Here is a 17738-nt window from a genome sequence, read left to right on the forward strand (position 1 = left end):
CCCGCCCGCCGCTACCGCTCGTCCGCGCCGGCGTCCTGCGCCGCCATCACCTCGTCGCCGTGCTCGAACGCCCACGCCCCGATGGCGTCGATGGGCCCCAGCAGGGTGCGCCCCAGAGGGGTGAGGGCGTACTCGACGTGGGGAGGGGAACCGGGGTACGCCTGCCGGGACACGAGCCCGTTGAACTGGAGGCGGCGCAGCGTCTCGGTGAGCACCTTGGAGCTGATCGACCCGATGTGCTCGCGCAGTTCGACCGGGCGGCGGGGGCCGTCGCGCAGCGACCAGAGCACCACGGCGTTCCACGTGTGGGAGAGCAGGTCGAAGGCCAGGCGTGCGCGGCAGTCGGCGAGGAAGGCGTCGGTGGTCACGTACCAGATGGTGCCCGAGCGGCGTTCTAGCGTCGACGCGAACGGCTGAACGGGCCGCCGTCGAAAGGACATGCGTGATGAAGATCGGCGTACTGGGCGCGGGGAACATGGCGCAGGCGCTCGCCACCCACTGGGCGCGGGCCGGACACGACGTGGTCGTCGGAGGCCGCGACACGGACCGGGCCCAGCGGCTCGCGGCGCGTCTCGGCGGCGGCGCGAAGGCCCGCGGGCTGCGCGAGGCGGCCGCCTACGGTGACGTGGTGCTGGCCGCACTGCCCTTCGGTGCCGGGGCGGAGGTGGTGGGGGAGCTGCGCACGGCTCTGGAGGGCAAGGCGCTGATCGACTGCTCCAACCCCGTGGGCCCCGGCTTCCGGCTGCTGACCCGCGACGGCCGCTCCGCGGCGGAGCGACTGGCCTGCGCGGCTCCGGGAGTTCATGTGGTCAAGGCGTTCAACCTCTGCCACGAGGACGTGTGGCGCATGGCCCCGCCCGTCTTCGACGGCCGGCCGCTGGCCGTACCGGTGTGCGGGGACGACGAACCTTCCCTCGCGCGCGTACGCCGGCTCGTACGGGACACCGGGTGCGAACCCGTGCCGGGCGGCGGGCTGGAGCGCGCGGGACTCCTGGAGGCCACGGCGGCGCTGTTCATCGGCCTGTGGGTGGGCGAGGGCGCGGACGCCCAGGCGATCGCACCGCCGCTGGCGTACGCGGCAGGCCCCGCGCGCGGGTGACGGGGCGCCGGCCTCGCACCACCCCGCATCGTTGACGTGCGCATGGCGCTTCGCTAACTTCGGAGAGCGTTCTCCTGCTCGCCGGCGGAGCGCCATCCGTCACCCCCAGACGTTCCGGGAGCCCTCCCATGAAGCCTGCGCGATCCAGGGCAGCCCTCTTCGGTGCCGTACTGACAACGTTGTCAGCCCTCCTTGCGGGTGCCGTGCCCGCCGCCGCCGCACCGGAGGCGGCGGTGTGCAACAAGTACTGCGACGCGCGGGACCCGGCGCTCAGCCCGCAGGAGCGGATCCCCGTCACTGCCACGGTGTCCTCGCGCACGATCGCCCTCCATATCGACGACACGGACGCGATGGGCTGGGGTTCCATCGACAACGGGGGCGAGGGCGACCACGTCTGGCTCGACCGCTCCATGGACGGCGGCAGGACCTGGGCCTCGGGCAGCAAGCTGGGCGAGACCGCCGTGCCGGCCGGGGGACGGGGCTGGCGCACCCAGATGTACAACGTGGACGACTGGAACACGCAGGGCGTCGGCGCGCTGCGGGCCTGCGGGCAGCCCGCGGGCGGCAGTGCCATCGCGTGCACCCCCTGGGCCCGCACCACCTGGAACGCGGGCAGCAGGAGCACCGCCGCCGCGACCGCCCTGATGATGTCGTACGACCGGGGCACCAAGCTCTTCGGCGGCAACGGCTGGTGGACGGCCGCCAACGCGCTGACCGCCGTCGTCGACAACATCCGGATCACCGGCATGGGCAGCTACCGGTACGCCATCGCCGACACGTACGAGAAGAACATCAACGCCCAGGGCGGGCAGTTCCGCAACGAGTACCTGGACGACACCGGCTGGTGGGGCCTCGCCTGGATCGCCGCGTACGACCTGACGGGGGAGAGCCGCTACCTCGACACCGCACGGGCCGACGCGGACCACATGTTCGCCAACTGGAACGGCACCTGCGGCGGCGGGGTCCGGTGGAACACCGACGGCAACTACAAGAACGCCATCACCAACGAACTCTTCCTCCGGCTCACGGCGGCCCTGCACAACCGCATCCCCGGCGACACCGTGTACCTGGAGCGGGCGAGGAACGAGTGGGACTGGTTCCGGCAGAGCGGCATGATCAACGGTGACCGCATGATCAACGACGGACTCGACGGCAACTGCGCCAACAACGGCCAGCCGACCTGGACCTACAACCAGGGTGTCGTCCTGGGCGCGCTGACCGAACTGCACCGGGCCACCGGCGACGCCGGCCTCCTGACGACCGCGCGCGGCCTGGCCGACGCGTCCACCGTCCGCCTCCAGACCGACGGCGTCCTGCGCGAACCCGGCGAGGGCGACGGCTGCTCGGGGGACGGCCCCAGCTTCAAGGGCGCCTACGTGCGCGGCCTCGGCGTCCTCGACCGCGAGCTCTCCGATCACCCGTATGCCGCGGCCCTCACCCGGTGGGCGGACAGCGCCTACACCCGCGACCGCAACGCCCTCGACCAGTACGGCCCGCACTGGAACGGCGGCGGCGGGTCGACCGACTACGGCTGCCAGCAGAGCGCGCTCGACCTGCTCAACGCCGCCACCGGCTGACCCCCCGGGGCGCCCGTTGCGCGAAATGCCGGGCGCCGTCACCCGTGCAGGGACTGGGGCTAGTACGATCCTCTGATGAGCAATGCGGATGCGGCCGGAGTGATCCGCGTGGTCGGCGCGGCGACGAACAACCTCAGGGACGTCACCCTCGATGTGCCCAAGAAGGCGCTCACGGTCGTCACCGGGGTGTCCGGCTCCGGCAAGTCGTCGCTGGTGCTGGACACGATCGCGGCCGAGGCCCAGCGGCTGGTCAACGACGCCTACCCGACGTTCGTACGCAACCGGCTGCCCCAACTGCCCGCGCCCGAGGTCCAGTCGATGGACGGGCTCACCTTCACCGCACTCATCGACCAGCGCCGCTTCACCGGGAACGCCCGCTCGGTCGTGGCCACCGCCTGCGACGTCGCACCGCTGATGCGGCTGGTGTTCTCCCGGATCGGCGAACCCTCGGCCGGCTACACACCCGCGTACTCCTTCAACGACCCGACCGGGATGTGCCCGGAATGCGAGGGCATCGGCACCGTCGTCGACATCGACCCCGACGAACTCATCGACCCCGACAAGTCCATCAACGAGGGGCCCGTCCGGTTCAGCCAGTTCCGGCGCGGCGGATACCGGTGGAAGCGGTTCGCGTACAGCGGCCTGTTCGACCGGGACAAGCCGCTGAAGGACTACACGGACGAGGAGATGGACCTCTTCCTGCACGCGGAGCAGCTGAAGCTTCCGGACCCGGACCCGGAGTTCCCGAAGACCGCCCGCTTCGACGGCGTCATCACCCGCATGCGCGACACGTTCGTCAAGAACCACCCGACGAAGATCTCCGCCCAGGTCCGCGCGGAACTGGACCGTATCACCACCCGCCACACCTGCCCGGAGTGCCGCGGCGCCCGGCTCAACGCGGCGGCCAGGGCCAGCCTCATCGACGGCCGTTCCCTCGCGGACTGGTCGGCCATGTCCGTCACCCGGCTGCGGGAACTGCTGGCGGAGACCCACGACCCGCGCGTCGAACCCGCGCTCGACGGCATCCGCGCCACCCTCGACGCCCTGCGCTCCGTCGGCCTCGGCTACCTGTCCCTGGACCGGACCTCGTCCACGCTCTCCGGCGGCGAGGCGCAGCGCGTGAAGATCGTCCGGCACCTGGGCAGCGCCCTCACCGACGTCACCTATGTGTTCGACGAGCCCTCGGTCGGCCTCCACCCCGTGGACGTCCACCTCCTCACCCATCTGCTGCTCCAGCTGCGGGACGCGGGCAACACCGTGCTCGTCGTCGAGCACCACCGGCAGATGATCGGCATCGCGGACCACGTCATCGACGTCGGGCCGGGCGCCGGGACCGAGGGCGGGCGGATCGAGTTCGAGGGCACGCCCGACGCGCTCCGCGCGAGCGGTACGGTTACCGGGCGCCTGCTCGGGACCCCGCTGGAGGTCGCGACCACCGCCCGCCCGTGGCGCGGCTCCACCGTCGTCCGGAAGGCCGGGGCCAACAACCTGACGGGCTTCGACGCCGAGATCCCGCTCGGCGTCCTCACCGCCGTCACCGGGGTCGCCGGCTCAGGCAAGAGCTCGCTCGCCACCCGGGAACTCCCCGCCCAGCACCCCGGATTCACCGTCGTGGGCCAGGACCCGCTGCGCGGCGGGGCGCGGTCCACCTCGCTGTCCATCCTCGGGGTTGCCGACCACGTCCGGGGCGCGTTCGCCCGCGCGTCGGGCCTCGACCCGTCCTGGTTCAGCTTCAACTCCAAGGGCGCCTGCCCCGCCTGCCGCGGCAAGGGCCACCTCACCACCGAGCTGGCGTTCCTCGACGACGTCTCCACCCCGTGCGACGTCTGCGGCGGCCGGCGCTTCAACGACACCGCCCTCGGCGTCACGGTCAACGGCAGCACCATCGCCGACGTCCTCGGCATGGCGGCACACGCGTGCGCCGAGCAGTTCCCCGACGATCCCGACATCGTCGCCGCGATGTCCTGGCAGGAACGCGTCGGGCTCGGCTACATCGCGGTCGGCCAGTCGCTCGACACCCTCTCGGGCGGCGAGAAGCAGCGGCTCCTCCTGGCGCGCCACGTCAGCCAGGTGGAGGACATGGCCGGCGAGCGGATCGTCCTGGACGAGCCGACCACCGGACTGCACCCCAGCGACGTCGACCGGATCAACGTGCTCTTCGACGACCTCCTGGACGCCGGTGCCACGCTCGTCGTCGTCGAACACAACCTCCGCGTCGTCGCCCGCGCCGACCACGTCATCGACATCGGCCCCGGCGCCGGCACCGACGGCGGCCGGGTCGTCTTCACCGGCACCCCCGCCGCGCTCCTCGACGACGCCGCCTCCCTGACCGGCCGCGCGCTCCGCCTCGCCTCCTCGCCGGACTCCTGACCCGACGCGGACCCGCGCGCCGGCGGGCCCACGCCCGTACGGCACAGTGGGGCCATGACCGGCTACGAGACGATGTCCTACCACCTGGAGACCGAGCGGCTGATCCTGCGGCCCTGGGCCGAATCCGACGCCGCCGACTTCAGCGAGCTGCTGTCCGAGCGCGGCGGGGCGACCTACACGGTGGAGCGCGCCCGGCAGGCCATCGCCGGTCTGCTCGCGGGCACGGAGAACACCGGCATCGCGCTCCTGCCCATCCAGCGCCGCGACGAGGGCGACTTCATCGGCTACTGCGGCCTCATCATCGGCCGCTCCACCCTGGAGGAGCCCGAGATCGCCTACGAGCTGTTCCGCCGCGCGCACAACCGGGGTTACGCCACCGAGGCGGCCCGTGCCGTGGTCGCGGCCGCCGCCGCGACCGGGCGGCAACGGCTCTGGTCGACCGTCGCCACCTGGAACGAGCCCTCGCTCCGTGTCCTGGAGAAGCTCGACTTCGTACAGGACCACCTCTCCACCGAGGAGAACGGCGAAATCGTCTGGCTCACCCGCGAGTTGCCGTAGCCCCTACGGTCGGCGCCGGTACGCGAACACCCATCGGTTCCCCTCCAGCGCGTCGTTCGGCTCCGGCAGCGGACCGCGCCCGTGCCGGCGGGTGAACTCGAACGGCGTGTGCGTCGAGGCCGACCACCCCCTGGCCTCCAGGCGGCCCGCGGAGTCGGGGCGGGGGCCCTTGTCGAAGAGGTCGAGCAGGTCGATGCCGATCTGCTCCCGCGTCGCCGTGTAGATCGCGCTGTCGCGGTACGCCATCAGGTCCGCCTCCAGCTTCGCCTCGAACGCCAGGGCGCTGCCCTCGGCGGCCAGCAGGTCCACGGTGTCGACGAGATACGTCTCGGCGGGCCCGGGAAGGTAGAAGAGCAGGCCCTCCGCCAGCCAGATGCTCGGCGCGGCCGGGTCGAAGCCCGAACCGGTCAGCGCGGTCACCCAGTCGTCCCGCAGATCGACCGGCACCGGCACGCGTCGCACCCTCGGGGCGGCCGACAACTCCGCGAGCACCTGGTGCTTGAAGGCCAGCACACCCGCCCGGTCCACCTCGAAGAACACACAGTCCGACGGCCAGTCCAGCCGGAACGCCCGCGTGTCCAACCCGGCACCCAGCAACACCACTTGGCGGACACCGGTGAGCACCGACCGTACGACGAAGTCGTCGAGGACCCGGGTGCGCAGCCCGAAGTAGCGGGCGAACCTGCCCCACAACGCGTTGTCGTCCCCGTCCGGGACCTGCTCGATGCGCACCGGCCACCCGGCACAGGCCGGTGCCGCCCGTACGAAGTGCTCGGCGTAGACGTCCTGGGCCAGACTGTCGCCGCGGTGACTCTCGATCGCCCGGGACGCGGCGACCAGGAGGGCGGTCAGCCCCACGCCGCCGTCCACCCCCTCCGTGTCCGGGTGCGGTGATGCGGTGGTGCCGATTGCCTCGTTCATCGGGTTCTTCCCTCCGGGAGCAGGACGGGTTTGACCACCCGGCCCTCCTCGCAGTCGCGTTCGGCCTCGTTGATGTCGGCCAGGGGGTAGGTACGGATGAGCTGGTCGAAGGGGAAGCTCCCGGCCCGCCACAGCCCCGTCAGTACGGGGATCAGCAGCCCCGGGACCGCGTCCCCCTCGCAGATGTGGCGGATGCTCCGGCCCCGGTCGAGCGTGCCCGGTTCCAGCGGCAGAGCGGTGTGCAGGCGGGCCACCAGGCCCAGGGTGCCGGTCGGGCGCAGCGCCCGGAGCGCGTCGTTGATGAGCGTGGGCGACGCCGTGGTGTCCAGCGCGAACCGCGCGCCGCCGTCCGTCAGTCGGCGGACATGCTCCGGGAGCCCCGCCGTGCCGGCGTCCAGCGGGACCGCGCCGAACCGTTCGGCGAGTTCCAGGCGTTGCCGATGCCGGTCCACCGCCACGACCGGGACACCGGCAGCCCCCGCCGCCATGACGGCGGCCAGCCCCACCGCCCCGGCGCCGAGCACCAGCAGCGTGTCGCCGGGCCCGGCGCGGAAGGTGTTCAGCACGGCCCCGGCCCCGGTGAGGAAGCCGCAGCCGAGCGGCCCGAGCAGTTCCACGGGCAGGGCGGGGTCCACGCGGACGGCGTTGCGGGCGGACACCAGCGCGTAGTCGGCGAACGACGACTGCCCGAACCACCGGGGAGCCAGCACCTTGCAGTCCGCGTCCGTCAGCCGGGGCGGCTCGTCCGCCCGCCCTCCGAAGAGGTTGAGCGCGGCGAAGGAGTCGCAGTACGCCGGCGCCGCGCCCCGGCAGTTCCGGCAGTGTCCGCAGGAGTCGAAGCTCAGCACGACGTGGTCGCCGACCCCGATCTCCGTGTCCGGTCCGCCCCCGGCCCGGACGACGACTCCCGCCCCTTCGTGGCCGAGTACCGCCGGCAACGGGCTGCGGCCGGCCGACCGCCGTACCGCGAGATCCGTACGGCACATCCCGGCGCCCGCGATCTCGACCAGGATCTCGCCCGGCGCCGGTTCCGTGTCCAGGACGACGTCCTCGACCGCGAACGGTTCCTCGTACGAGCGCAGCACCGCCGCCCGGAATCTCGTCGTCATGCGTCCTCCGGGCGGTGGACGACGAACGGGCGCAGGTTGCCGTACAGCCCCCACGGCCCGCCCGCGACGCCGACCCCGCTGTCCTTGATCCCTGCGAAGGGCTGGGCGAGGGACAGCTCGGCGTGGTGGTTGATCCAGGCCGTCCCGCACTCCAGCCGGTCCGCGACCGCCTCGGCCCGGTCCAGGTCGGTGCCCCAGACCGAGCCGCCGAGCCCGAAGCCGGTGCCGTTGGCCGCGTCGACGGCCTCGTCCACGCTCCCGTACGGCAGCACCGGCAGCACCGGCCCGAACTGCTCCTCCGTCACCACCGCGCTGCCGGGCGGCACATCGGTGAGGATCGTCGGGGCGAAGAAGTAGCCGGGCCCGTCGAGGCGGTGGCCGCCCGCCGCGGCCCGGGCGCCGTCCGCGAGGGCCCGTTCGGTGACCTCCTCCACCCGGACCAGCTGCGGGGCGTTGTTGAGGGGCCCCAGCCGGGTGTCGGGGTCCAGGCCGCTGCCGACGGCGACGGACTTCGCCCGCTGGGCGAGCGCCTCGACCACCTCCGCGTGCAGCCGGGCCGGGGCGTAGACGCGCTTGACCGCCATACAGACCTGCCCGCAGTTGCGGAACGCGGCCCAGAACAGCCGGTCCGCGATCCGCTCCACGTCGACGTCGTCCAGCAGGAGCGCCGCGTCGTTGCCGCCCAGCTCCAGCGTGACCCGGGCGAGGGAGGCCGCCGCCCCCGCGGCGACCGCCCGGCCGGTGGGCACCGAACCGGTGAAGGTGACGTGCCGGATCCCCGGATGGGAGGCCAGCCGCGCACCGAGGGGTTCGCGTCCCGTGACGACGGTCAGTACGTCCTCGGGCAGGGCGGCCGCGAGTACGGACCCCAGCAGCCGGGTGGCGAGCGGGGTGAAGGGGGACGGCTTGAGGACCATGGTGTTGCCCGCCGCCAGCGCGGGCGCGAACTTCGCCGCCGCCAGTTGCAGCGGGAAGTTCCACGGCACGATCGCGGCGACCGGCCCCAGCGAACGCCAGCGGACCTCGCTGCGTACGGGCCGGCCGTCGCTGATCCGCCGCGTCCGCGGGGCCAGCTCCGCGAAGTACCGCAGCCGGGCCGCCGTGCGGGCGGTCTCCGCGTACGACTCGGCCAGCGGCTTGCCCTGCTCCCGGGTGAGCAGCCGGGCGAGGTCGTCGCCGGCCGCCTCCACGGCTTCGGCCGCGCGGAGCAGCGCGTCAGTCCGGGCGGCGGGGTCGGCCCGCCAGCCTGGCCAGGCCCGGCGCGCCCGGCCCACCACGGCGTGCAGTTCTTCCGGCCGCATGTCGGGGGCCTCGTCGAAGGGCTCCCCGGTGGCCGGGTCGACGACCGCGAACCGCGCGGCCCGCCCGGGCACGCGGTTCGCGGCCACCGCGTCGAAGGTCGGCATCCCGCGGTCAGCCCGCGACGGTGACGGCGGCCGCGTGCTCCCGGGCCTGCCGGTCCATCTCCGCCCGGAACGAGGCCACCAGATGCGGCTGGATCCGGCCGGCATTGCGGTCGCCGCCCTCGCAGACCGCCCCGCGAACCCCCACGATGTCCGTGCCGATACGGGTCAGCGTGGGGAGGTCGGCCTGCTTGACGCTGCCGGCGAGCGCCGCGAGCAGACCGGCGGCATGGGTGCGCGCGACGAACTCGGCGCAGACCTCCGGCGGCACGTGGTCGAACAGCCGCGTCCCGTCCTTGATCGCCGTGTCGAGCATGGCCGCGTCGGCGCCGGACCGGGCCGCGATGTCGGGCAGGGCGAGCGGATTGACGCACCCGACGCGGTGGGCGTCGGCATACCCGGAGGCGACGACCAGCGCCTCCGGACGGTAGTCCTTCACCGCCCGGACGACGGCCCGCATGACGTCGATGCCCTGATCGGGCGTCGTGCACCCGTAGAGACCGACCTTGATGTACGTGGCTCCGGAGACCACGGCCCCGAGCGCAGCCTGCGCCACCGTGCCCGGCTTGTACGGGACGTCTCCCACGGTCGCGGACACCGGCTTGCCGGCCGGGACCGCCTCCCGGATCTCCCTGATGACCCAGGGGAAGTTCGCGCCGAGCGACCCCTCGTCGGGCTTCTTCACGTCGACGATGTCCAAGTACTCCGCCGCCTTCGCACAGTCGATGGCTTCCTCGACGCTGTCCGGAGAGATGAGAAGCAACACCATTGGCTCCTTCCACCGCGGAGGTGCGGATCACCTCGTCGACCTGCGGTGCGCTCATCATTTCCGCCGCCCGCGGGCCCCGGTAGGGCGCGCGGGCCCCCCTGGGAGCACGGCCCCCGACCGCAATGCGCCGCACACCCCGGCGCAGGGGAGCACCGTGGGATCATGCGCGGATGAGCGACGACCTGGAAGTGAGCGCGTTGGCGATCAACGTCACTATCCCCACGGAGCTGCGCTGGACAGACACCCGGCGCGGCACGGAGTTCCTCCTCAGCACCCTCAACGTCCGCCTCCTGCCCGACGGCCACCTCGCCGTGAAGGCGTACGGCCGCCCGGCCGAGGGCGGGCGAGGCGCCTACGTGTCGTTCCCGGTGCCCGACCGCCCGGAGCTGACGGCCCTGGTGGCCGAGGCGGCGAGCCGCGCCGGGGCCCTGTGGGCCGCGCACCGGGGTCTCGGCTGAGCGCGCGCCTCGCACGCGCGACGCCCCCGCGAGCGGACCGCTCGCGGGGGCGTCACACAGTCCGGCCCCCGGTCAGGCGAGGGGCGGACGCGGCTCAGCGGTCCAGCGTGAACCTCTGAGCCGCCGATCCGTCGCAACTCTGCTGCGACAGGTGCGCCCCGTTCGCCGTGGAAGCCCCGTCCACGGCCAGGCACTTGCCGCTGTTGCGGGCGACGAAACGGTACTGGCCGGCCGCGCCGGAGGACTCGGCACGCCACTGCTGGTTGGTGCCGCCCACGTACGACCACAGGTGCACCTTGGTCCCGGCGGCGGTCGCCCCAGGTCCGCCGTCGACGTCCCAGACCTTCGTGTTGTGCCGGTTCACGACCTGGTAGGTGCCGTCACCTGTGCTCCGGAACTGCCAGCTCTGGTTGGCGCCGGTGGTGCAGCTCCACTGCTGCATCGCGGTCCCGTCGGCGGTGCCCCAGTCGGCGGCGTCCAGGCAGGCACCGCTGTTGGTGTTCCTGACCCGGTACCAGGCGGACGAGTCGATGGAGCCCGCGGGCGGCTCGGTCGTGCCGTCCGTGCCGTTCCACAGGAAGGTGGCGACCGCGCCGGCGGGCAGCGTGTAGACGAGCGATCTGCCGTTGTCGGTCAGCGAGAACTTCTGCGCGCTCGCGGCCGAGTTGACGACGTACGCGGCACGGGTGCCGTCCGGGTTCTGGAAGGCGACGTTCTCCACCCCGCCGTTGCCCTGGCTGGTGGAGCCGATGCGGGTGGCGCCGGGCTTGACGAACTTGGCGACGTGACCGAGCACGTAGTACTCGGCGTTGCGCGTCACGTTGCCGTTGGCGATCTCCACGACCCCGTTGCAGCGGTCGGAGCAGCCGCCCTGGTGAGGGCCGCCGTTCTGGTCGAGCGCCAGGTTCCAGTCGACGACGGTCTCGCCGCCGTTGCGCATGTTCTGCACGACGAGGTTCTCGGCGTGCCACTTGAGGGTGTCGGCGAACGTCGTGGACCGGTCGGCGCTCTCGGTGCCGGAGCACTCCGTGAAGAAGACGCGCTTGCCGGCGTCGACGACCTGCTGCTGGGCGGAGGGGTTGCCGCCGTAGCAGTGGAACGCCGCACCGATCACCCGGCTCATGCCCGGCGTCCCGTTGAACACCTCCAACGGGTAGTTGGGGTGGTCCCAGTTGTGGTCGAAGGCCAGCAGGTTGGTGGGCAGGCCCGCGGCGGTCAGCGTACGGTCCAGCACCTTGAAGAAGTCCGCCTGCTGCGAGGACGTCATGGTCATCGACGGGTAACTCGCCGCGAACTCTGGCTCGTTCTGCACGGTGAGGTCCGTCAGTGTGATGCCCTGCTGCCCGTAGGCCTTGATCGCCTTGACCAGGTAGTCGGCGTACGCCTGATAGCTCTCCGGCTTCAGGCTGCCGCCGTTGAGCGCGTTGTTGGTCTTCATCCAGGCGGGCGGCGACCAGGGGGTGCCCATGAAGCGGATGGCCGGGTTGACGGAGGTGGCCTGCTTGAGGACCGGGATGATCTCGGCCTTGTCCCGGTCGATGGAGAAGGACCCGGGGCTGTCCTCGTACGTGTAGAGGCTGCTGTCCGCGTTGAAGTCGCTGCTGCCGAGCGGCTGACGCAGGTAGCTGAGCCCGATGCCGTCGCCGCCGGTCGAGAACAGCGAGGTCATCAGCGCGTTGCGCTTGTCCTGCGGCAGGCCCTGGATCAGGTGGGCCGAGGCCCCGGTGACCGAGGCACCCGCCCCGGTGAACCGCTGGCCCTTGCTGTTGGCGTCGACGCGGATGTCGACGCTCTGCGCCGAGCCCGTGAAGGCGACGGTGCCCTCGGCGGACAGCTTCTTCGCGCCGTCGGGGGTGGTGACCCATACCTGCGCCGTGGGGTCGGCGGCCTGGGCCGGCGTGCCGCTGCCGGCCAGGCCGATGGCCGCGACGGCCATCGCCAGGGCGGCGGCTGCGGCGCGCGCCCGGGGACGCGGGGGACTGTCGTGGGACATGTGCGGCTCTCCTTCGGTCATGTCTGGGGGAGGACATGGCGCATCCGGCGGAGCCGTGGCGGGGCGTGGCTCCCTCGGATGACGGCGATATGAAAGCACACCCACTAAGTAGTTAGTAAGTAGCGCGACCGGCTTTGCCGCACGCCGCGTGCCGCGCCCCCGAACGCCCCCAGGTCAGGGCCCGGAGGCCCCGGCCGCCCCGCGTTGTGGCCGGTCTAAGCTGTGCCGGTGAGCAACCAGTCAGCGGGCAGGCCCGGCCGGCCGGCCAAGCCCCGTACCCCCCGAAGCCCCGAAGCCCGGCAGCGCCAGCGGGACATTCTGCACATCGCGATGGACACCTTCGCCGCCCGCGGCTACAACAACGCCTCGCTCGCCGAGATCGCCGACCGGGCCGGCCTCACCCAGGCCGGCGTCCTGCACTACTTCCGGTCCAAGGCGCTCCTGCTCACCAGCGTCCTCGAACTCCGCGACCAGTCGGACATCGAACAGCTGGGCCCGGACCGCCCGCACGGCCTCGCCTTCCTGCGCCACCTCGTCGACACGGCGACCCGCAACGCCGAACGCGAGGGCATCGTCCGCCTCTACGCCGTCCTGTCGGCGGAGTCCGTCACCGACGACCACCCGGCGCAGGAGTACTTCCGGGACCGCTACGACGGACTGCGCACGTTCGTCGCCGACGCCCTCCGCGAGGTGTGCGACCTCCCCGACGGCGAGCCGGAGAGGGTCGAGAACGCGGCCAACGCCGTCATCGCCGTGATGGACGGCTTGCAAGTGCAATGGCTCCTGGCGCCCGGCTCCGTGGACATGGCCGCCTCGACGGACCTCGTACTCACCGCCCTGCTGAGGTCCCTGGCCCCGCACCGGTTCGGCGCGGCGGACTGAACACCGCCACCGGTCATGCCTCCCGGTCCATATGGCGCCGGCAGCCCCGGGGTGCGTCTTCGTAGGCGCAACCCTGGCAAGGCGACTCCTGCGTTCCGGTGATCTTGCGCTCGAGGGCGCTCCGTTCCGCCCGCGGGCGCCGTTACCCGTGGGGCGCGAGCGCGCACCCCACGCACACGACGAGCAAGGATGACCCCCATGGACCGCAGAAGCATGCTCCAGCTGACCTCGGCGGCGACGATCGCCGCAGGACTGGCCGCCGGAGCGGCCGGAACCGCCCACGCGACTCGCAGGGCCGACCGGCAGATCACCCTCAAGGGCACGCGCACGGGCGCGAACATCCCGGACATCCTGACCGCCGGAGTCCCGTACTACGTGCGCTACGACCTGATGGATACCGAGGGCCGCGGCGTGGGAACCGAGAACGCGCACTGCTTGCCCGTGAACGTGGGGCCCGACGGCTCCTACGTCATGGCGACGCTGGTCCTCAGCCTCGACGACGGCATGATCACGGCCTCCACCGCCTTCCAGCGCCCGCTCCCCGCCGTGACCGAACTGCCCGTCAACTCACGCCGGTGGACGCACGAGTTCGCGATCACCGGCGGCACCGGAACGTACAGCGGCGCGGAGGGATCGATCAGCATCGAACACCTCACCCGCGACGAGGACACGCTCACCGTCACGCTGACGGACGGTGCCGCGTAGGGCGCCCGTACGGTACCGGGCCTGCCACCCGGGCAGGCCCTCACCCGGCGAGGCGCCGCGCCGACTCCCCTCAGGACAGGGCGGCGAGTTCTTCGCGGGTGGTCTCGATGTGCTGGGCCATGTTGTGCCGGAGCGCGAGCTCCAGGCACTGCTCCCAGTCGGCGCGGGCCGCCTCTCGGTCTCCGAAGTGGAGGTGGGTGCGGGCCATGGAGTCCAGGCAGTCGGCCGTGCCGCCCGGGTCGCGCATCTCCCGTCGGATGGACAGGGCCTCCGTCTGCGCGTTCAACGCGGCCTCCCTGTCGCCCAGTTTCCGCAGGGAGTCTCCGAGGTTCGTCAGGGAGGTGGCCAGGAAGACCCCGTGGCGCTGCTCGCGCAGCATGCGGACGACCTTCCGGTGGTACGTCGCGGCGAGCGCGTGGTCACCCAGCAGGTCATGGGCTTCCGCGATCCGGTTCAGGGCCAGCGCCTCGCTGCGGTCCCCGGCCGAGTCGCGGTACAGCTCGTAGGACCGTTCGGCGAGGACCAGCGCCTGCGCACCGGCCCCGGACTGGGTGTGCACCGCCGCCATGTTGCCGAGGATGGAGGCCTGGGCCAGGACGTCGCCGGTCTCGGCGAAGAAGCCCAGGGCCGCGCGGAGATGCTCCAGGCATTCCGCGTTGCGCGAGGCCATGCCGTGGGCGACGGCGATCCTGCGGTGGAGCCAGGCCTGGCCGAGCACGTCGTCGTGAGCCACCGCGATCTCCATGGCCTGCCGCAGGCACGCGTCCCACTCGCCGGTCCACCAGTGGGTGGTGGCGTACCCGAACAGCCCGGTGGCCAGGCGCCAGGCGATGTCGGAGCGCCCCGCCCGCCCGGCCCGGCCGATCGCCTCCCGGATCGTGGGCAGTTCGTCCCTGGTCCACGCGATGGCCTGCGCGTCCTCCGTGAAAGCGGGCAGATCCGGGCTCGCGGGCCCGTCGAGCGGCGGCGGCGACTGCGTCTCGTGGCTGGCCACGGCGCTGGCCGCGACCACGGCGCGGGCGTACCAGGTGAGCATCCGTACGACGGCCTCGTCCCGCTCCCGGGCGGGCTCCTCCTCCGCCACGCGCTCGGCCGCGTACTCGCCCAGGAGATCGTGGAGGGCGTACCGGCCGGGTGCCGGGCTGTGCACGAGGTTCGCGTCCACCAGCAGTTCCAGGGCGGCCGCCGCCTCGCCTTCCGCCACCCCCAGCAGCGCCGCTGCCGACCCGACGCCGAACGCGTGCGGCTTCCACACGCCGAGCAGCCGGAACGCCCGCGCCGCAGCCTGCTCCGAAGCGTTGCCGCTGTCACGTATCACGCGGTAGCTCATGTCGAAGGTGTCCTGTACGGCGACCGCGCCCATCGCCAGGGCCCGCAGGCGGCCGGGGCTCGGGGCGAGCCGCTCGGCCAGCAGCTCCAACGGCCAGGAAGGGCGGGAGGCCAGGCGGCCGCCGACGATCCGCAGAGCCAGCGGAAGACCGCCGCACGCCGCCAGGATGCCTGCCAGGGCCGCGGGTTCGCGCTCGATCCGGGCTGCGCCGCACAGCCGGGACAGCAGGGCCAGCTGCTCGTCGGGGCGCAGGGGCTGCAGGGGCATCAGCTCCACGCCCGGCAGCTCGGCCAGCAGATGGCGGCTGGTGACCAGGACCGCGCTCGGGCCGTGCGGCGGCAGCAGCGGGACGACCTGCGCCGCGTCCCGGGCGTTGTCCAGGACCAGCAGCACGCGACGCCCGGCGACGGCCGACCGGAACAGCGCGGCCCGGTCGTCCGTGTCGTCCGGCAGCGCGGCCGGACGGGCCCCGAGGTCCCCCAGGAACCGGGCGAGCAGGTCATGGGCGGTGCGCGGACCCGCGCTGCTGAACCCGCGCAGGTCCGCGTAGAGCGTGCCGTCGGGGAAGTCGTCCCGGAGCAGGCGCGCGGCCTGCACGGCCAGAGCTGTCTTGCCGACACCACCCATCCCCGAGACCACCACCGGCCGCAGGGGCTCGGGCGCTTCCTCGCCCCCGTGGCCCGGCCCGGCCGCCGCCCGGCGCAGAAGGGCCACCACGGCGGCCGCCTCCGCCTCCCGGCCGGTGAACTCCGGTACGGCGGACGGGATCTGGTACGGGGAACGCGGCGCGTCGCCCCCACCGCTCGACGGGACGGGCGCGGCAGCGGGAGGCGCGGGGGAGTCCTCCCCGTTCAGCAGCTGCTGGTAGGTACGGTGGACCGCGGCCCCGGGCTCCGTGCCCAGCTCGTCCACGAGCTGCCGGCGCAGGGCGTGGAACACCTCGAACGCCTCGGCCTGGCGCCCGGTCCGGTGCAGGGCGACCATGAACTGGCGGTGCAGCTCCTCGCGCAACGGGTTCTCGGCGGCCAGGACGCCGAGTTCGCCCAGGACCTCGCGATGGTGGCCGAGGCGCAGACCGGCGTCGAAGGCCCACTCGTGCACCTGGAGGCGCAGCTGATCGAGCTGGTGGACGCGCAGCGACGGCCCGCGCTGGTCGCGGAACCCGGGCAGGTCCGAGAGCGGGGCGCCGCGCCACAGGGCCAGAGCTGCCGCGCACTCCTCGCGGACCTCGTGCCAGTCGCCCGCCCGATGGGCGAGGCCGGCGGCGCGCGCCCGGGCCTCGAACACCTCGATGTCCAAGTCCCCTTCGGCGACGAGCAGTTGGTAGCCGGGCGCCACGGTCCGCAGGCGCTCGCCGCCGGCCGGGGCGAGGATGCGGCGCAGCCGGGTCGCGTGGTTGGCGAAGGACGCCCCGGCGCTGGAGGGAAGGCGCTCGTCCCACATCGCGTCCATGAGCGCGTCCTTGGACACGACGCGGTTCGCCGAGAGAAGCAGGGCGGCCAGCAGGACGCGGACCTTGAGCCCCGCGACCGGCCGCAGCGCCATCCCGTCGTCGACCACCAGGGGCCCGAGCAGCCCGAACCTCAGCACCACGTCCCCCATAGGCGTCAACGGTCGGCGTCCACATGGACGAGGGACCGGCTGGGGACATGGTAAGCCGTGTGACGAGGGCGGACTTCGCAGCCCGGGGCGGGTGCGGGCGCACCCCCGTGCCGCCCGCATCCACCGCGTACACCGGCGCGGGGACGGCCGGTACGGGCAGCGGCCGCTGCCGTCACCGCCCTTGGTCCCGACGACTTTGCCGGAGCGCGCCAACGGCACGCCAACGCGGGGCCAACGCTCAGCCGCTCGAATGCCGGCAGAGGTCGTCGGCGCTCGACGCGTCGGTCTGTGCGGGGATCCGTGCCCGTGCCCGGGCGAGCAGGCCCATGGGGTCGGGTTTCGCCTGAAGGGACGCGAGGACCAGCCGCCACCACTGCTCCAGCCGCTCCGTCCAGTCCCTCCCGCCCGGCATCTCGTCGGTCAGCGTGCAATGCCCGAAGAACCCGCACACCAGCGCCACGGCCGCCGCCGACGGCTCGACGCCCTCCGCGAGCTCGCCCCGTGTCCGGGCCTGGGCGAGGAGCCGGGCGCAGGCCAGCGTCCAGGCGCCGAACGGTGTGGGCACGGGTGCCTCGATGGCGCGGCGCTCCGCCCACAGGCGTGCGCCGGCCCGCGCCAGGACGTCCTCGCTGAGGGACCGGGCGACGCGGAAGCTGAGGACGACCAGCTTCTCCAGCGGCGGGACGCCGGGTGCGGCGTACGCGACGGCGAGCTGCGGCCAGCTGGCGAACTGTTCGCGGACGACGGCCAGCGCGAGCTTCTCCTTGCTGGAGTAGTGGAAATAGATGGCCCCGCTGGTCTTTCCCGAGTGGTCGCTTATGTCATTGACGCTCGTTCCCGCATATCCCCGTTCGACAAATAGGTGTGCTGCCGATTCCAGCAGCACTTTGCGGGTTGCGCGCGCTCTGTCCTGCACCTGTTCCACCTTCGCTCATACGTGCTGGCGCCGCGACGTGAAAATC

General features: G+C 72.8%; 15 protein-coding genes. 7 read left to right on the forward strand and 8 right to left on the reverse strand.

What is annotated here, in order from left to right:
• Positions 1 to 11: 11 nt before the first annotated feature.
• Complete coding sequence (locus BLW14_RS30270) at positions 12 to 368, reverse strand: winged helix-turn-helix transcriptional regulator (RefSeq protein WP_093710294.1); 357 nt, start codon at positions 366 to 368, stop codon at positions 12 to 14.
• A 77-nt stretch (positions 369 to 445) separates the two neighbouring features.
• Between BLW14_RS30270 and BLW14_RS30275 the strand changes: the two genes are divergently transcribed.
• The 4 genes from BLW14_RS30275 (at position 446) to BLW14_RS30290 (ending at position 5604) form a co-directional block, all read left to right on the forward strand.
• The gene (locus BLW14_RS30275) at positions 446 to 1099 is read left to right on the forward strand and encodes an NADPH-dependent F420 reductase (RefSeq protein WP_093710295.1); all 654 of its coding nucleotides are present in this window, start codon (positions 446 to 448) and stop codon (positions 1097 to 1099) included.
• A gap of 128 nt (positions 1100 to 1227) precedes the next feature.
• Entirely contained in the window at positions 1228 to 2676 is a 1449-nt protein-coding gene (locus tag BLW14_RS30280) for a glycoside hydrolase family 76 protein (RefSeq protein WP_256332920.1), read from the forward strand.
• 75 nt (positions 2677 to 2751) lie between these two features.
• The gene (locus BLW14_RS30285; protein ID WP_093710297.1) at positions 2752 to 5046 is read left to right on the forward strand and encodes an excinuclease ABC subunit UvrA; all 2295 of its coding nucleotides are present in this window, start codon (positions 2752 to 2754) and stop codon (positions 5044 to 5046) included.
• 54 nt (positions 5047 to 5100) lie between these two features.
• The gene (locus BLW14_RS30290) at positions 5101 to 5604 is read left to right on the forward strand and encodes a GNAT family N-acetyltransferase (RefSeq protein WP_093710298.1); all 504 of its coding nucleotides are present in this window, start codon (positions 5101 to 5103) and stop codon (positions 5602 to 5604) included.
• Positions 5605 to 5607: 3 nt separating this feature from the next.
• On the opposite strand, the gene BLW14_RS30295 is transcribed toward BLW14_RS30290, so the two are convergent.
• The 4 genes from BLW14_RS30295 to BLW14_RS30310 are packed head-to-tail and all read right to left on the reverse strand — an operon-like array spanning position 5608 to position 9803.
• Complete coding sequence (locus BLW14_RS30295; protein WP_093710299.1) at positions 5608 to 6525, reverse strand: SAM-dependent methyltransferase; 918 nt, start codon at positions 6523 to 6525, stop codon at positions 5608 to 5610.
• On the reverse strand, positions 6522 to 7634 hold the full coding sequence (locus BLW14_RS30300) for an NAD(P)-dependent alcohol dehydrogenase (protein ID WP_093710300.1): 1113 nt from the start codon (positions 7632 to 7634) through the stop codon (positions 6522 to 6524). The genes BLW14_RS30295 and BLW14_RS30300 overlap by 4 nt, the downstream gene beginning before the upstream one ends.
• Positions 7631 to 9040, reverse strand: a complete 1410-nt coding sequence (locus BLW14_RS30305) for an aldehyde dehydrogenase family protein (protein WP_093710301.1) — start codon at positions 9038 to 9040, stop codon at positions 7631 to 7633. Before BLW14_RS30305 ends, BLW14_RS30300 begins: the two co-directional genes overlap by 4 nt.
• Positions 9041 to 9047: 7 nt before the next feature.
• A complete protein-coding gene (locus BLW14_RS30310) occupies positions 9048 to 9803 on the reverse strand; it encodes a (5-formylfuran-3-yl)methyl phosphate synthase (protein WP_093710897.1) in 756 nt (251 codons plus the stop codon).
• Between the two features lie 173 nt (positions 9804 to 9976).
• On the opposite strand from BLW14_RS30310, the gene BLW14_RS30315 reads away from it, so the two are divergent.
• Positions 9977 to 10264 carry a hypothetical protein gene (locus BLW14_RS30315; RefSeq protein ID WP_093710302.1) on the forward strand — a complete coding sequence of 96 codons (288 nt, stop codon included), beginning with the start codon at positions 9977 to 9979 and terminating at the stop codon, positions 10262 to 10264.
• Positions 10265 to 10358: 94 nt separating this feature from the next.
• Here the strand turns inward: BLW14_RS30315 and BLW14_RS30320 are convergent, their stop codons facing one another.
• Positions 10359 to 12257 (reverse strand): RICIN domain-containing protein, encoded by a 1899-nt coding sequence (locus BLW14_RS30320; protein ID WP_093710303.1) that lies wholly within the window; start codon positions 12255 to 12257, stop codon positions 10359 to 10361.
• Between the two features lie 228 nt (positions 12258 to 12485).
• Here BLW14_RS30320 and BLW14_RS30325 point away from each other — a divergent pair, with 228 nt between their 5' ends.
• Both BLW14_RS30325 and BLW14_RS30330 read left to right on the forward strand, forming a co-directional pair.
• Positions 12486 to 13139, forward strand: coding sequence for a TetR/AcrR family transcriptional regulator (locus BLW14_RS30325; RefSeq protein ID WP_305616345.1), 654 nt, complete (start codon positions 12486 to 12488; stop codon positions 13137 to 13139).
• A gap of 198 nt (positions 13140 to 13337) precedes the next feature.
• Positions 13338 to 13844 carry a hypothetical protein gene (locus tag BLW14_RS30330; protein WP_093710305.1) on the forward strand — a complete coding sequence of 169 codons (507 nt, stop codon included), beginning with the start codon at positions 13338 to 13340 and terminating at the stop codon, positions 13842 to 13844.
• A gap of 70 nt (positions 13845 to 13914) precedes the next feature.
• Here the strand turns inward: BLW14_RS30330 and BLW14_RS30335 are convergent, their stop codons facing one another.
• Together BLW14_RS30335 and BLW14_RS30340 are read right to left on the reverse strand one after the other, a co-directional pair.
• On the reverse strand, positions 13915 to 16776 hold the full coding sequence (locus BLW14_RS30335) for an AfsR/SARP family transcriptional regulator (RefSeq protein WP_256332921.1): 2862 nt from the start codon (positions 16774 to 16776) through the stop codon (positions 13915 to 13917).
• 238 nt (positions 16777 to 17014) lie between these two features.
• On the reverse strand, positions 17015 to 17692 hold the full coding sequence (locus tag BLW14_RS30340) for a ScbR family autoregulator-binding transcription factor (protein WP_256332922.1): 678 nt from the start codon (positions 17690 to 17692) through the stop codon (positions 17015 to 17017).
• Positions 17693 to 17738 lie beyond the last annotated feature (46 nt).

The organism is Streptomyces sp. 2131.1 (assembly GCF_900105515.1).
Lineage (GTDB): Bacteria > Actinomycetota > Actinomycetes > Streptomycetales > Streptomycetaceae > Streptomyces > Streptomyces drozdowiczii.